Source organism: Chitinophaga niabensis (genome assembly GCF_900129465.1).
In the GTDB taxonomy this organism is placed as follows: Bacteria; Bacteroidota; Bacteroidia; order Chitinophagales; family Chitinophagaceae; genus Chitinophaga; species Chitinophaga niabensis.
The window spans coordinates 517,226-531,879 of sequence record NZ_FSRA01000001.1; the positions used below are offsets into that span (position 1 = coordinate 517,226).

13 protein-coding genes are annotated in these 14,654 nt (G+C 48.4%); 7 read left to right on the forward strand and 6 right to left on the reverse strand.

Features of this window, described 5'->3' with window-relative positions; all coding sequences use genetic code 11:
- The first annotated feature begins 7 nt into the window (after positions 1-7).
- From proS to BUR42_RS02110, 3 genes are read left to right on the forward strand one after another with little or no spacing between them, the layout of a single operon-like run.
- Positions 8-1,483, forward strand: coding sequence for a proline--tRNA ligase (proS, locus tag BUR42_RS02100; RefSeq protein ID WP_074237510.1), 1,476 nt, complete (start codon positions 8-10; stop codon positions 1,481-1,483).
- A 33-nt stretch (positions 1,484-1,516) separates the two neighbouring features.
- Positions 1,517-4,480: a sensor histidine kinase gene (locus tag BUR42_RS02105; protein ID WP_074237511.1), complete on the forward strand. Its 2,964-nt coding sequence runs from the start codon at positions 1,517-1,519 to the stop codon at positions 4,478-4,480.
- On the forward strand, positions 4,477-5,238 hold the full coding sequence (locus BUR42_RS02110; protein ID WP_074237512.1) for a LytR/AlgR family response regulator transcription factor: 762 nt from the start codon (positions 4,477-4,479) through the stop codon (positions 5,236-5,238). Before BUR42_RS02105 ends, BUR42_RS02110 begins: the two co-directional genes overlap by 4 nt.
- Positions 5,239-5,531: 293 nt before the next feature.
- On the opposite strand, the gene BUR42_RS02115 is transcribed toward BUR42_RS02110, so the two are convergent.
- Both BUR42_RS02115 and BUR42_RS02120 read right to left on the reverse strand, forming a co-directional pair.
- Complete coding sequence (locus BUR42_RS02115) at positions 5,532-7,067, reverse strand: trypsin-like peptidase domain-containing protein (protein ID WP_074237513.1); 1,536 nt, start codon at positions 7,065-7,067, stop codon at positions 5,532-5,534.
- 232 nt (positions 7,068-7,299) lie between these two features.
- Entirely contained in the window at positions 7,300-8,316 is a 1,017-nt protein-coding gene (locus BUR42_RS02120) for an acyl-CoA reductase (RefSeq protein WP_234979591.1), read from the reverse strand.
- Positions 8,317-8,408: 92 nt separating this feature from the next.
- Here BUR42_RS02120 and BUR42_RS02125 point away from each other — a divergent pair, with 92 nt between their 5' ends.
- From BUR42_RS02125 to BUR42_RS02140, 4 genes are all read left to right on the forward strand, one after another.
- Entirely contained in the window at positions 8,409-8,756 is a 348-nt protein-coding gene (locus BUR42_RS02125) for a 4Fe-4S dicluster domain-containing protein (RefSeq protein ID WP_074237514.1), read from the forward strand.
- Between the two features lie 109 nt (positions 8,757-8,865).
- Positions 8,866-9,855 carry a D-alanine--D-alanine ligase gene (locus BUR42_RS02130; RefSeq protein WP_234979592.1) on the forward strand — a complete coding sequence of 330 codons (990 nt, stop codon included), beginning with the start codon at positions 8,866-8,868 and terminating at the stop codon, positions 9,853-9,855.
- 25 nt (positions 9,856-9,880) lie between these two features.
- A complete protein-coding gene (locus BUR42_RS02135; RefSeq protein WP_074237516.1) occupies positions 9,881-10,708 on the forward strand; it encodes a PASTA domain-containing protein in 828 nt (275 codons plus the stop codon).
- Positions 10,709-10,738: 30 nt separating this feature from the next.
- A complete protein-coding gene (locus BUR42_RS02140) occupies positions 10,739-11,044 on the forward strand; it encodes a rhodanese-like domain-containing protein (protein ID WP_074237517.1) in 306 nt (101 codons plus the stop codon).
- Between the two features lie 32 nt (positions 11,045-11,076).
- On the opposite strand, the gene BUR42_RS02145 is transcribed toward BUR42_RS02140, so the two are convergent.
- From BUR42_RS02145 to BUR42_RS02160, 4 genes are read right to left on the reverse strand one after another with little or no spacing between them, the layout of a single operon-like run.
- On the reverse strand, positions 11,077-11,472 hold the full coding sequence (locus BUR42_RS02145) for a RidA family protein (protein WP_074237518.1): 396 nt from the start codon (positions 11,470-11,472) through the stop codon (positions 11,077-11,079).
- A gap of 19 nt (positions 11,473-11,491) precedes the next feature.
- Entirely contained in the window at positions 11,492-12,682 is a 1,191-nt protein-coding gene (locus tag BUR42_RS02150; protein ID WP_074237519.1) for a hypothetical protein, read from the reverse strand.
- A complete protein-coding gene (locus BUR42_RS02155) occupies positions 12,679-13,500 on the reverse strand; it encodes a type 1 glutamine amidotransferase (protein WP_074237520.1) in 822 nt (273 codons plus the stop codon). Before BUR42_RS02155 ends, BUR42_RS02150 begins: the two co-directional genes overlap by 4 nt.
- A 13-nt stretch (positions 13,501-13,513) precedes the next feature.
- Complete coding sequence (locus tag BUR42_RS02160; RefSeq protein WP_074237521.1) at positions 13,514-14,614, reverse strand: carboxylate-amine ligase; 1,101 nt, start codon at positions 14,612-14,614, stop codon at positions 13,514-13,516.
- Positions 14,615-14,654: the final 40 nt, after the last annotated feature.

Genomic DNA, 14,654 nt, shown 5'->3' on the forward strand with positions numbered 1-14,654 from the left:
AACTTATATGAGTAAAGAGATCACAGCCAGATCAGAGGATTATTCGCAATGGTATAACGACCTCGTTTTGAAAGGCGGTTTAGCTGACTATTCTGCAGTGCGCGGATGCATGGTTATCAAACCCCACGGATTTGCCCTTTGGGAGAATATGCGCGATGTGCTGGACAAAATGTTCAAAGACACCGGGCATCAGAACGCTTATTTCCCCCTTTTCATCCCTAAAAGCTTCCTGAGCAAAGAAGCCGCCCACGTGGAAGGTTTTGCAAAGGAATGTGCTGTGGTTACCCATTACCGCCTGAAGAACGATCCGAACGGCGGTGGCGTGGTAGTAGATCCCGAAGCAAAGCTGGAAGAAGAACTGATCGTTCGCCCTACATCTGAAACAATTATCTGGAATACATATAAGGACTGGATCCAATCCTACCGCGATCTTCCCCTGCTGATCAACCAGTGGGCCAACGTAGTGCGCTGGGAAATGCGTACCCGTCTTTTCCTGCGTACCGCAGAATTCCTGTGGCAGGAAGGGCATACCGCCCACGCCACGGCGGAAGAAGCGATCGCGGAAACCCGCCAGATGCTGGATATTTATGCAGAATTTGCAGAAAAATACATGGCGCTGCCAGTGATCAAAGGTGTTAAATCTGCTTCTGAAAGGTTTGCCGGTGCAGAAGACACTTATTGCATTGAAGCCCTGATGCAGGATGGAAAAGCCCTGCAGGCAGGTACCTCCCATTTTCTTGGCCAGAATTTTGCGAAGGCTTTTGAGGTGAAGTTCTCCAACAAGGAAAACAAGCAGGAATACGTGTGGGCAACGTCGTGGGGGGTATCCACCCGCCTGGTGGGAGCACTGGTAATGGCGCACAGCGATGACCAGGGACTTATACTACCGCCACGTATTTCTCCGTTACAGGTCGTGATTGTTCCGATCTTTAAAGGAGACGATCAGAAGAAACTGATAGACGACAAGGTGAACGAGATCATAAAAGAGCTGAAAGCAGCAGGTATCCGTGTTAAATATGACGATTCCGATAACGCCCGTCCGGGATGGAAATTTGCGGAATATGAAATGAAAGGGGTACCCGTACGTATTGCATTAGGTGCCAGGGACCTGGAAAACAATGTGGCCGAAGTAGCACGCAGGGACGAGAAAACAAAATCAAGCCTGTCGCTGGACGGCCTTTCCGGCCAGATCGTGCAGCTGCTGGAAGATATCCAGCAGAATATGTACAACAAAGCCCTTGCCTACCGCGAGTCTCATATCACACCGGTAAACACCTGGGAAGAATTTGAAAAAGTGCTGGATGAGAAAGGCGGTTTTGTAGCGGCGCACTGGGATGGCACTCCGGAAACGGAAGCGGCTATAAAAGAACGCACCAAGGCAACCATCCGTTGCATACCTTTAAACAATGTGCAGGAAGCCGGAACCTGTATTCTTTCCGGTAAGCCTTCCAAAGAAAGGGTGTTGTTTGCCAGGGCATATTGATCACCGCTTAAACATTAGACAGATACATCGTTGATGCAAGCCATCCGTTATATAACATTGCTGCTTTTTTTCCTGGCCTTCTCCCGCATCGCCGATGCACAGGGGCTGGTGATCCGCAATTATAATGTAAAGGATGGGCTTGCCAACGCTACCGTATACGGCGCCGTACAGGACGCCGAAGGTTTCATCTGGTTTGCCACACCCACCGGCGTGAGCAAATTTGATGGAAAACGTTTCCGCAATTACACCAAAAAAGATGGCCTCACGGATAATGACGTGATCAAACTGGCCGCCGATTCCAGGGGAAGGGTATGGTTCTTCACCAATAACGGGAAACCCTCTTTTTATAGCAAACCCAGCGTACATAACGAAGAAAACGATTCATCACTCCGTTTCAACAGCCGCAGCCAATATATTCAATATGCCTTTGAGGACAAGGCCAGGGTTACCTGGTTCCTGAACAGCGGGGGCAGCGTTTTTAGTTACAATGGACGCCAAACCTCTCTTGGTAAACTTGGCACCTCAGGCAATAAACTGGCAGCCTCTGAAACATCGCAAACAGATGTGTTTTTCTTCCTCAGAACAGAAACAGTTTACCGCTCCCTGCAACGCAGCCTGAACCTCCCCAGTGTAAAAGACAGTAACAATGCTTACCAGAAGATCTTCCTCACGGCGCTTTCGCCCGTGCAGGCTCCGGTGTTTAAAGAAAGGATCAAAAAACAACCTGTGATCATTACGGATAATGTGCTGTATTCTTATTCTCCGAAAGACATCATTCCTTTCTTCAAAGGGGAGGACTGGGGTATCACGGAGGAGATCAGCAGCATCTGCATAGACCGGGATAACCTCTGGATAGGCAGCCAGCGTGCGTTGTACCTGATACGCGATTATTTCAAAGGGGAAAAGAAGATCAGTAAACTCCTGTATAATCACTACATCACCTCTATCCTCAACGACCGGGATGGCAACATCTGGATCACAACGTATGGGGACGGGGTGTATCATATCCCCTTCAAACATTTCTATTTCGGTTACTTCGATAATACCAATGGTCTTTATTCCCACTCTGTTTACAGCGTGTACAAAGACCGGCGGAACGGACTCCTGTATATCGGTGAGAATGCCGGCATGCTGAACACCATGGACCGGGAAGGCGCTATTCACCGCCTGACGCTGGACTCCACGCTGGGCAGGAATAGTATTTTCGGCATCCTGCCGCTGCCACAGGGGCAGGAAGTAGTGATCGGCACAGATAACGGCATCTATCAATATGCCCCCGGTTATAAAAAGCCAAGGGAGATCCTGAACATGAAGGCGGTGAAGGATATGGAAATGACACCCTCCGGCAAGCTGAGGGTAGTGACCCGCAGCAAGCTGTTAAGTGGTTTGGAGTTCAAACCAACAGACCTTGGTGGATTGGAAACCCTGATCACCTCTATTGCCTGCCTCAGTGATACCTCTTATTACCTGGGTACCGGCAGTGGCCTGTATTTCAGTAATGGCGGCATGCCATATCCTATTCAGCAGGATCCCCGCCTGAGCCAGAGTATCAAGGACCTGCAGTGGATTGACGGGTATCTCTGGATAGGCACCAGCGACCAGGGGATCTTTGTGCTGAAGAATAACCAGATCATCCGGCACTTTAAGGTGAGCGACAAGCTGGTAAGCGATATCTGCCAGCAATTGTATTACGATGGGCAGGGCAGGTTGTATGTGGCCACCAATCGTGGTGTTTCCGTGATCGATACAAAGGAACGCGTGCTGCTGCGCAACATTACCTCCAACGATGGCCTGATGAGTGACGACATCCGGGGGCTTTGCCACTCCGGCGATACCTTATATGTAGCTACTTCAAACGGGCTGTGTTATTTCTCCCGGGACCACATTCCCGTAGATACCATCCCGCCAACCGTATACCTGAATGTGATACGTTACGGAGACAGTAGTTTTCCGGCTTATCCTTATTTCACGCATTTATATGAAAGGGGCAGCACCTTTGAGGTGGAATTTGGTGCCATTGCATACGATCTGCCGGAACTGGTGGAATACCAGTATAATTTCTCCAACGATACTTCCGGTGGCTGGGTAACCACCATGAGTAATATTATACCTTACCCTAAACTGCAGCCGGGAGAGTATAAGCTGCTGATCCGTGCCCGCAAATATAAGAGCAACTGGAGTGAGCCCGTGTCCCTGAACATTTCCATTTTACCGCAATGGTACCAGGAGTGGTGGGCAAGAGGCATCCTGGTGCTGCTGGGTTTACTGGCTATCATATTGATACTCCGTTATATAATAGGAAGGATCAAAGGAGGGGAGAAGCGGAAAACGGAGTATAACCGCCGTATCGCAGAGCTGGAGGCAAAGGCACTTACTAACCAGATGAACCCGCACTTCATCTTTAATTCCCTCAACTCTGTGCAGCACCTGATATTGGAAAAAGAAGAGAAGCAGGCCCTGAACTTCCTGGCAGACTTTGCCACGCTCATGCGCCAGATGCTCAATAATTCCAGGAAATCGTACATTTCCCTGGAAGATGAGATCGCCTTCCTTGCCAGGTACCTGGAGCTGGAAAAGATCCGTTTTGCCAATTCTTTCGTTTATAAGTTCGAAATGAGTGACGAACTCAGGGAATATACTGTATACATTCCGCCTATGCTCATTCAGCCAATTTTAGAAAATGCCATCAAACACGGCCTTGCCCCCAAGAACGGGAGCGGGCACCTGCTGGTGAAGCTTGAGATGCATGGAGACCTGCTCTACTGTGCCGTTGACGACGACGGTATAGGCTGGGAGCATGCCAACAATATCAAGAGCGGAAAGCTGGCAAAACATGAATCCACCGCCCTGAGCGTAATCCGGGAAAGGCTCCAGATTATTAAATCTTTTAATGGAAGCGTTGGAAAGTTAGAAATTATTGATAAATTTAAGTCTGGATTCGGCAACAAGGAAGGTACCTTGGTTGAAATCCTGATTCCCATTGTAAAGATGTTATGAGTATTATTAAAGCTGCCATTGTTGACGACGAGGTCCGCAACATACATATCCTTCGAAACATTTTAGAGAATTACTGCAAGGATGTAAAGGTGATAGGCGAAGCACAAAATATCCATGAGGCCGCGGAAATGATCAAAAATAACCCTATTGATGTATTGTTTCTGGATATTGAAATGCCCCCGCACAACGGGTTTCAGCTACTGGAGATGTTCCCTGTCCTCAACTTTGAAGTAATTTTCATAACAGCGTTTCAGGAATATGCGCTTCAGGCTATTAAGTTTGCGGCACTGGATTATTTGCTCAAGCCTATCAAGGTAAGTGAGGTGGAAGATGCGTTGGAGAAAGTGAAGCGGAGCAAAAAAGGCCGTCTGAACGAACTGGCCTCCATTTTAAAGGACTATGTTAAGAATAACGATAATGCGTTCTCCAAGATCGTTATACCGGTGAATGACGGCTACAACGTGATTGACCTGAAAGATATCATCTACTGCGAAGCTTTTGACAGCTACACCAAAATACAGCTCATCAATAACGTATCCCATCTCATTTCCAAGTCCCTGAAGGAGTATGAGGAGATGTTATCCGATAAGGGTTTTTACCGTGTTCACAAGTCTTTCCTCATCAATATCCATCATATCGTAAAGATCATCAAAGGATTAGGCACCGCCGTGATCATGAGCGATCAAAAGAACATCCCCATATCTTCCCGTAAGAAGGACGAATTCTTTACACAACTGAAAGGGGTGATCAACCTCTAACCCCGCATCTTTTCGGATATTTATACTTGAAGAATTTTTTCACCGCAACTTTGTTGCCGTTAACGAGTTATTTCTTGACGTTTACCAACTCGTAATGTTCCGGTATAACATATAATCCTACATTTAGTATAGGGTTTTCATAGGATATATGGTCATTGTAGTAAGCTCTTTGCGATGATGATCATAATAAAGGCCTCTCGCTTGCGGGAGGCTTTTTATTTACAGGCAAAAAAGAAGGCCTCCCGAGAAGCGGGAAGCCTTAATCCTAACCTATAAAACCTATATGAAAACTTTTAGAATGCTACACTATTACTCAGATCGAGATCGTAGTAATAAATATTCGCCTGGCGGTCCGTCATATAAAATCCTTCCAGCCTCACTGATTTCTTACCCTGTAAAGCATTTTTCAGCGCATCTACTGATTCGATCTTTGCATTGCCTGCTTTCAGGATCACGAAATTGGATTTCATATTCGTCTGTTTCTTAATGATCCCGCTGTTTACATTAGTGACCATCACGCCGCCTTCCATGCCCAGGCGCTGGGCAATTTCTTTGGGTAAAGGCCTCAGTTCAGCCCCCAGGTAATCGAGTACGCCCGGCTTTACAATGCCCGTATTCCCGTCGAGGTTCTTCAGGATTGCGCTGGCCGTGTACTCTTTGTCATTGCGTGTATAATTAATACTCACTTTGTCACCTGGTTTGTATCGGCTGATCTGCTCCATTAATTCAGGAACAGAAGAGGTATTCACCCCGTTTATCTTTGTTATAATATCTCCTTCTTTAATACCGGCCGCCGCGGCAGCGCCTGTGGCCGGAACACCCAGTACCTTGATCCCTGCCAGGTCCCTGCTCATGTTCAATGCACGTAACTGGGATTCAGACATCTGGGAGGGGTCCTGGTATTCAATGCCCAGGTAAGCCCTTTGCACATTTCCGAACTTCATCAGGTCGTTCACCACTTTTCTCACCAGGTTCACCGGGATGGCGTAGGAATAACCTGCGTAAGCCCCTGTTGGAGAAGCAATAGCGGAATTGATCCCTACCAGTTCCCCGGCAGTATTGATCAGTGCCCCGCCGCTGTTGCCCTGGTTCACCGCCGCATCCGTTTGAATAAAGGATTCGATGGCGGACCTGCGCTGACGGGTGTTAATGCCTATCGCGCGGGATTTGGCGCTCACAATACCCGCTGTTACCGTGGTTTCCAGGTTCAGCGGATAACCTACGGCCAATACCCATTGACCTACCTGGATCTCGTCTGAATTACCGTAGAGCAGGTAAGGCAGGTTATGAGCATCTATCCTGATCACGGCCAGGTCTGTATTCGGATCAGTACCGATCACCTTGGCCGTGTACGTTTTATTATTGCTGAGGGTCACGGATATTTCATCCGCATCGTCCACCACGTGATTGTTGGTAACAATGAACCCATCATCCGAGATCAGTACGCCGGAACCGGAAGCCATCTGGCCTGGTATATAATACCGGCGGCCGCCTTCCTCTTCGTCAAACTGCTCTCCAAAGAACTCTTCGATCAAACTCCTTCTTTTCTGCAGGTTATTGTTCACCTGCTTGGGGTTGACCTTTGTTTTGATATGCACCACTCCCGGTGTGCCTATTTTCGCTGCCTGCTGAAAATCCGTAGGCGGCGTCAGGTTATCGTGGGGAATGGTACCGGGCATGTATTTGGCGTAATTCACGGGAATATCGTCTGAACCGTTCTGGAACGAACCTTCCGGTTTTGGCGCAAAATATTTGCTGTAAACAAATATGCTCCCCGCGGCTGTAAGTACGCTGATTAAAAAAGTGGCGGCAACTTGCTGGAATCTCATATGTGCCTTGGTTTTAAAAGGGTCAAATTGATAAGGAAAATCCTCCGCTTAAGTTAATCAATTTACATGCCTGTCACACAAAATTAAGGAGGAACGGAGGATATATGTTGCAACATGGAAGCATTTAACAGATATTTATGGGATTCGTTAAAGGCTCCTTAAATTAAACGCCGCAGGCACTGCCAAAAGTATAGCAATGCCTGTCAGTATAACAATCATTAATGTCATTTTGTTAGAGGGAACGCAGGAAGGCCGCGGTATCCACGCCATCTGCATAATCATTCAGCGAAGGTTTCTGCGCCTGGCCAAATGGAATAGCATCCTTTGCCACCAGGCATTGGAGATCTTCATTTTCCCTGAGTTGTGCTTCCAGTTCCTCCCGGTTGCTGTAATACCCGTAGTGCAGTACGCTGATGGGAGAGAAGATGCTTTCGTTCTCCTGCAGCAGTATGCTGTCGTTCGTAAGGCAGGGTGTTGTATTGAGGAGGAACAGCGCGAGGTTGTAGTCGAAGTTGTTCTTGTACTTATTGTGGTCCGCCATATACGCATACTTTGTGAATGCTTCCAGCAGGGGGCCGAATGTATATCCTTCCGGTACATACACTTTGGTTACGTTCCTGCAGCCTAATCCGAAGTATAACATCACGTCATCTGCCAGGGCTTCCAGTTCTTCCCGGGTTTCATTGCCCTGAAGTATGGCAACGGATGTACGGTTCCGGCGGATGATATGGGGGTATTTGGCGAAATAATAGTTGAAGTAGCGTGCAGAGTTGTTGCTGCCGGTAGCGATGTAGGCATCGCAGTCTTTCAGCATATCCTGTACGGATGTGTATGCTGCGGCCCCGGGATACCATTCCTGCAGCTTGTTCAGGAGGTGGGGAAGCAGCACATTGTCTTTCGAGGAGAGTTTAATACGGACCTCATGCCCGCTGAGGAAACCGGTCAGCCAATCGTGGAACCCTACCAGGGGAATATTCCCTGCGGCTACGATCCCCACTTTTTTTTGCCGGGCGGGTTGCCCGAATCCGGGATATTTATCCAGCCATTGCTCCAATTGGGCCTTATCCAGGTAATATTGGCAGATATTACGGATGGCCAGGTCAATGAATTCCGGGGTAAACCAGCCATTTTGCACATACGCCCGCTGCTTCACTTCCTGCAGCGTTTCCCGCTCTTCTTCCGTACCCTGACCGCTCATATACGCTCCCAGGCGCTGCAGTGCTGTTAATTTTTGCGATAATTCCATCATTTCCCGGAAAATAAATTGAGTATTTTTAATTGAAGATATTCTATTTTTGAAGCAAAATTAATGGCTTACTACCTAAACAAAAAGTTTGAAACATGGCAATTAAGATAACAGACGAATGTATAAACTGCGGCGCATGTGAACCCGAATGCCCAAATAATGCCATTTATGAAGGCGGTGTAGAGTGGGCAATGGCTGATGGTACTACCGTTAAAGGATCCTTTACACTGATGGACGGATCGGTAATAGATGCTGATCAGCGTAATGCGCCTGTAAGTGTGGATACTTATTATATTGTTCCCAATAAATGTACAGAATGCCAGGGTTTCCATGAGGAACCTCAATGTGCGGCCGTTTGCCCGGTAGACTGCTGTGTGCCTGATGAAATGTACCAGGAAACAGTAGACGACCTGATGGAGAAGAAATCCAGGTTGCATCTTTAAGCTGCAAATGACAAGTTGATCATACCCGTCCGGCCAGGTTATTCCAGGCCGGATTTTTTTTACTCATTTACCTTCTTATTTTTGCTGCCTTACTGTTAATGTCTTTATGATGAAAAATATAGCCCTGGTAGCCGGCGGATATTCCGGAGAATATGTAATATCCGTTCAGAGCGCCGCAGTGATCGAAAAGAACATCGATGCTGCTTTGTACACTGTTTACAAGATCATTATCACCAGGGAAGGGTGGAATTACACGGCCCCTGATGGTACTGTATATGCAATAGATAAGAATGATTTCAGCCTCAATATCGCCGGAAAGAAGATTGTGTTCGATGCGGTGTTCATTGGTATTCATGGTACACCGGGAGAAGATGGCCGCCTGCAGGGTTATTTTGAAATGCTGGATATCCCGTACACCAGCTGCGGTATGGTCACTTCCGCACTTACTTTCAACAAAAGCTATTGCAATAAGGTAGTGGCCGCACTGGATGTGGTGAAAGTGAGCCGTTCCGCGCATATCTTCCGGAATAAGCCGTATGATACCACCGCTATCCTGCAGCAATTGCGTTTGCCTGTATTTGTGAAACCCGCAGAAGGTGGCAGCAGCATCGGCATGAGCAAAGTGAATAAAGCGGAGGAGCTGGAACCGGCGATCATCAAAGCGTTTAAAGAAGATAACCAGGTATTGATAGAAGAATTCATCAAAGGCACGGAGGTGACCTGCGGAATGTTCTTTGCCAAAGGCCAGCTGCATGTATTGCCGCTCACGGAGATCCGCAGCACCAAGGAATTCTTTGATTATGAAGCGAAATACACGCCGGGGATCACCAATGAGGTAACCCCCGCTGAAATTCCGGAAGCGGCGGCGGAACATATCCGCACTGCCGGTAAGGAGTTATATCACCGCCTGAATTGCAAAGGCATTGTAAGGGCAGATTTTATACTGGAAGAAGGAACCGGGAATGTGTATTTCCTGGAAATAAACACCATGCCGGGCCAGAGTGAGAACAGCCTGGTGCCTCAGCAGGTACGCGCTGCAGGCATGACTTTACAGGCGTTTTACGGCATGCTTATTGAAGAATGCCTAAGCAATCAATAAAATAAGGCATCTATCCATACAAACTATGAAACTATTCGATAAGATCACTAAACGCTCCTTTGGCTATAACCTGCTGGTCATCATCGGGTTAATTGTGCTGATCGGCATCATCTTCTTTGGTTCGCTCGGTTTCTTCACCCGTCATGGCGAGGTGGTGACCGTACCGGATATAAGGGGTAAAAGTATTAAAGACGCCATGGCAGCCCTGGAAAAGCTGGGGTTCGATGTGGAAGTGCGGGATTCCATTTACATCGATACCATGCCGGCATTGCTGGTATATGAGCAAACACCCGAACGCGGGGATGTGGTAAAGGTGGGCCGTACAGTGTACCTCACTGTCAACAAAGTGGTGCCGCCCATGGTACCGATGCCTGACCTGGAAGGCCTTACCTTCCGCAGTGCGGAGATGACGCTGCGTGCCCGCCGCCTGAATATCGGGGATACGATCTATAAACCTGATTTTGCTACTAATACAGTATTACAGCAATTGCTGAACGGCAAACCTATCAAACCCGGGAAGGAAATTCCCGAGGGGAGTAACATCACCCTTGTGCTGAGCAGCGGTACGGGCAGCATGGAAAACCCGGTACCGGAAATAGTGGGGCTCACTTATATGGAAGCGAAGGAAGTACTGGCCGCCAGCAACCTCAATATCGGCACGGTGCTGATAGACGGTGGTGTAACAGATACCCTGGGTGCTTTTGTGTTCAAACAAAGCCCTGCCCGCAGGAATGAACTGCACGAGCTGAACCTGATCCGCGCCGGTGAAAGTGTAGACCTCTGGCTCTCTGCCACCCGCCCGGTGAAAGACAGTGCCGTGGCCCCGGTGCAGAAACCGGCTGAAGAAAACTAATATATTATCTTTGTAAAAAATAAAAGCATCATGCAAAACATAACAGCAGAAGAACTGAAGCAGCGTATGGATAATGGTGAGGCGCTGAACATCGTGGACGTTCGTGAACCACATGAGCATGCGGAATTCAACATCGGTGGAATTCTGATACCGCTTGGCGACGTGCGTGCGATGCAGATAGATGAAATTGAAGACCTGAAAGATAAAGAAGTGATCGTTTACTGCAAAAGCGGTAACCGCAGTGGTCAGGCAGCCATGCTGCTGGAAACCATGGGGTTCAGTAATGTAGTGAACCTGCAGGGAGGAATGATGAGATGGCGCGAAGTCATTAAATAATTTAAAAGGCCGCTTTAACAGAGCGGCCTTTTTTATGCTTTGGAAGAAGGTACAATGGCAGTGGCCTCAATCTCCACCAGTAGTTCCGGGCTGATAAGCTTACTCACTTCCACCATTGTGGTTGCCGGCCTGATAGCCTGAAAGAATTCCCCATGCGCACGCCCGATCTTTTCCCATTGAGAGATATCGGTTACGTATATACGCGTACGTATCACATCATGCAGCGAAGCGCCTGCTTTCACCAATGCCGCTTCAATTTTGGCAAGGGCATGTTTTGTTTGTTCATAAGGATCGTTGATACCGATCACTTTATCCCCGTCCTGGGAAACCGTGCCGGATACTTCCACCACATTACCGATCCTCACTGCGCGGGAATAACCAACTTTCGCTTCCCAGGGCGCTCCTGAACTGATGTTTAAACGTTGCATATGGAGGGTGTTTTATGACTTATTCAAAGAAGCAGCTGCTTCCACCTACCCAGTCTTTATCCGCATTATAATTCACGCCTATCATTTTCCCTTTGCTGAGCCTGGCCAGGTTATGTGTAAGGATAGGATCCGCTGCATCATCCGGCCAGCAATACATCAGGCGGACCTCACATTTGGCGGGGCCGCTGGGCGTTTTGATCACGGGTGCGTAATTTACCTTCTGCTGTAATATCCAGTTCTCAGGATCTTTTATGGCATCTATATCTGCAGGTGTGGGATCAATGATCACACCCTGCCCTGCAAAAGAGAACAGGGGTTTTAATACATAATTCTCCAGGTCTTTGGGCAACACCGGTATCTCATGAAGGAAACCTGCTTTCGGCGCATGATCTCCCTGGATATATGGCAGCAGGAATTTGCTGATGCGGTAATACCAGTTGGGATGCGTAACCCATTCCACGTCTATTTCATGCTGGAAATTGATCAGGGTACCCAGTTCTTCCCGGTGTTTTTCCAGGTCTTCGGCAATCATGCGGTTATAGATGCGTTTCACCGGTAACTTTTCACCATCCTTTTCATAATAGAGCTTCTTCCCTTCCAGTACCAGGGCCGATACGCAAACTGTGGGTATGCCCAGCAGCTGTTCTGTTCGTACAAAATCGATCAGTGTTTTTTGTTGCTGTGGCAAAACTTCCAGCAGGATCACTTCTTTGGGATCATGCCCATTGAGGATGGTCCTGCGGAGCAGTGCTTCATATTGCGCAGCATCCATGCCACTGAGGAAGTTGTTCAGGGATGAAGGTATATCAAAGTGCTGCCGGTATTGTGCAGCGAGCAGTTCCTGGAATCCAAAGAGGCTGGGGAATCCCTGCAGTTCTATGAGTTGAGGGGATAAGGCGCCTGTTTCATCCTGCGTAACGGCAAAATCCACGATCACAAATTGCGGATGTGCATCCTGTTGCGGTACTACCTGTCCTTTCGGGATAGCCATTTCCGTGAGCGTATTGAAATCTTTCCTGCGTATCACCTCTATCACTGCATCCCCTGCTGCGATCAGCTGCTGCTTAAGGGCAGCAGGCACAAATACGGGTGTTTCTGCTACGCGAAAAGATGGGGTAATGCCGGTGATATCTGTAAGTGACTGCAGCAGCGCGTGGTATGCGCCGGCGCTGAATTGGCTGTTATATTGCTGACGGATAGCAGGGATCATGAGATGATTTTAGTATACAGGTGTTGCAGTGCGTCCTGCAGGAAATCAGGCAGCAGGGTATCGTGGGTGAGCAGGATCTTATCCGGCTCCATGAGTAGTTCCAGCATGTTATGATACTTCTCTGCACCATGTTCTTCTGTTACCCTTTTCTTTTTGGCAGGAGACATGAGGTATTTGCGCATGCCAACGGCATCTGCTTCAGGATGGAATTGCGTACCGGTCATGTATTCATTGAAGCGGATGGCCATGGTAGCCCGTTCAAGCGGTACATGCGGCCTTTCCTTCTCAATAGCCAGCACGGTTGCACCCATGGCCTTTAGTTTTGTTTCATCGGGGCTGATCACCTGCCAGTTACGGCTATCCACAATGTAGAAGGGATCGTTCAGCCCGGAAAAGTAAGGCTCCTCCTGGCCTGCAGCTGTTTTATGTACGGGAAACACACCAAAGGCGGGAGACTTGCGGCGTACCACCTGCCCCAGCTCAAAATACCTGCATACTATCTGGAAGGAGTGGCAGATCAGGAATACATATTTTTTACGGTTACCGGGTACTTTGTTCCATGCCAGCACACTGTTCAGCCAGTTGAAATAAACTTTTTCCCATTCGCTGCCGGCACTGTCTACCGGGCTGCCGGGGCCGCCGCTTGAGATGTATGCATCGTAAGAGAGGTCCGGCACCTGTTTTTGCTGGCGCACTTCAAATTCATTTACCTGCAGGGGGATCTGCTGCTTTTCTGCGAAATCGATCAGCAATTCGCGGATGCAGCGCATACCTTCATTCGGTACGCCCTCGTACAGGTCTAATACGGCTACTTTCATGTATGCTGCAAAATTACGCCAGAAACTGGGATTGTATGAAATCAACTACGGGAACCAGCCCATTTTGTTCTTCGTAGACCTTCAGTTGTTTGTCCGCCCCCGTACCCATGGCCAGGATCCGTTGTGTTCCATCTACCACTTCAGAACGGGAACCCAGGTCGTTCAATACATCGTCCACAAAATCCAGCAGTTCATAGATAAGGGCGCGGGTGTTCACTTCCATTTCTTTCCCGAAATCTATCAGGTTGCCATCTATGCCGTAGCGGGATGCGCGCCATTTGTTCTCATTTACCAGGGCGCGGTTATAGATAATGAAGTTGAGGTTCTGCATGCGCAGTTTGTAGATCTTCACGCATACCGCCTGGAAAAGCGCGGCCAGGGTGATGGTTTCTTCTGTGGTGAGCGGAACGTCGCAGATGCGGAACTCTACGGTATTGAAGAAAGGATGTACCCGGAGGTCCCACCATACCTTTTTGGCGTTATCGATGCAATTGGTCTTTACGAGTAGTTTGATGTAATTATCATATTCCTCTATGCTGGCAAAATAGTCTGGTATGCCTGTGCGGGGGAATTTATCGAACACTTTGGTGCGGAAAGATTTGAAGCCGGTATTACGCCCTTCCCAGAAGGGGGAATTGGTGCTGAGGGCAAAGATATGCGGCAGAAAGTACCGGGCGCTGTTGGCGATGTGGATGGCCAGTTCGCGGCTTTCCATCCCTACGTGCACATGCAAGCCAAAAATGAGATTGGAGCGGGCGGCATCCTGCATTTCATTCACCAGTGCAAAATAGCGGGGATGATCTGTGATCAGTTGTTTTTCCCAAAGGGAGAAAGGGTGGGTACCTGCGGCGCCGATACTGAATCCCAGTTCACCGGCTATCTGGTGGATGGTTTTACGTAAGAGGAGCACATCCTCCCGCGCTTCGTGGATATCCGCACAGATCTGCGTGCCTACTTCCACAACAGCCTGGTGCATTTCGGCTTTCACTTTGTCTTTGATCACCTTTTGTGCCTGTTCTACGATCCGTTGTTCATGGGAGCGGAGTTCACGGGTTTGCGGGTCCAGCACCATGTATTCCTCTTCTATGCCTAATGTAAATGCTGAAAAATTCATGTATAAAATTGCGTTACGGTGTGAATGTCCGAATTATCTG

What these genes read in the sequence shown, in the direction of transcription:
- BUR42_RS02120 (WP_234979591.1), bottom strand. Translation starts at nt 8,316, where the DNA reads ATGATGGAATTATCGCAAAAATTAACAGCACTGCAGCGCCTGGGAGCG.
- BUR42_RS02135 (WP_074237516.1), top strand. Translation starts at nt 9,881, where the DNA reads ATGAAACTATTCGATAAGATCACTAAACGCTCCTTTGGCTATAACCTG.
- proS (WP_074237510.1), top strand. Translation starts at nt 8, where the DNA reads ATGAGTAAAGAGATCACAGCCAGATCAGAGGATTATTCGCAATGGTAT.
- BUR42_RS02150 (WP_074237519.1), bottom strand. Translation starts at nt 12,682, where the DNA reads ATGATCCCTGCTATCCGTCAGCAATATAACAGCCAATTCAGCGCCGGC.
- BUR42_RS02160 (WP_074237521.1), bottom strand. Translation starts at nt 14,614, where the DNA reads ATGAATTTTTCAGCATTTACATTAGGCATAGAAGAGGAATACATGGTG.
- BUR42_RS02110 (WP_074237512.1), top strand. Translation starts at nt 4,477, where the DNA reads ATGAGTATTATTAAAGCTGCCATTGTTGACGACGAGGTCCGCAACATA.
- BUR42_RS02130 (WP_234979592.1), top strand. Translation starts at nt 8,866, where the DNA reads ATGAAAAATATAGCCCTGGTAGCCGGCGGATATTCCGGAGAATATGTA.
- BUR42_RS02145 (WP_074237518.1), bottom strand. Translation starts at nt 11,472, where the DNA reads ATGCAACGTTTAAACATCAGTTCAGGAGCGCCCTGGGAAGCGAAAGTT.
- BUR42_RS02105 (WP_074237511.1), top strand. Translation starts at nt 1,517, where the DNA reads ATGCAAGCCATCCGTTATATAACATTGCTGCTTTTTTTCCTGGCCTTC.
- BUR42_RS02125 (WP_074237514.1), top strand. Translation starts at nt 8,409, where the DNA reads ATGGCAATTAAGATAACAGACGAATGTATAAACTGCGGCGCATGTGAA.
- BUR42_RS02115 (WP_074237513.1), bottom strand. Translation starts at nt 7,067, where the DNA reads ATGAGATTCCAGCAAGTTGCCGCCACTTTTTTAATCAGCGTACTTACA.
- BUR42_RS02140 (WP_074237517.1), top strand. Translation starts at nt 10,739, where the DNA reads ATGCAAAACATAACAGCAGAAGAACTGAAGCAGCGTATGGATAATGGT.
- BUR42_RS02155 (WP_074237520.1), bottom strand. Translation starts at nt 13,500, where the DNA reads ATGAAAGTAGCCGTATTAGACCTGTACGAGGGCGTACCGAATGAAGGT.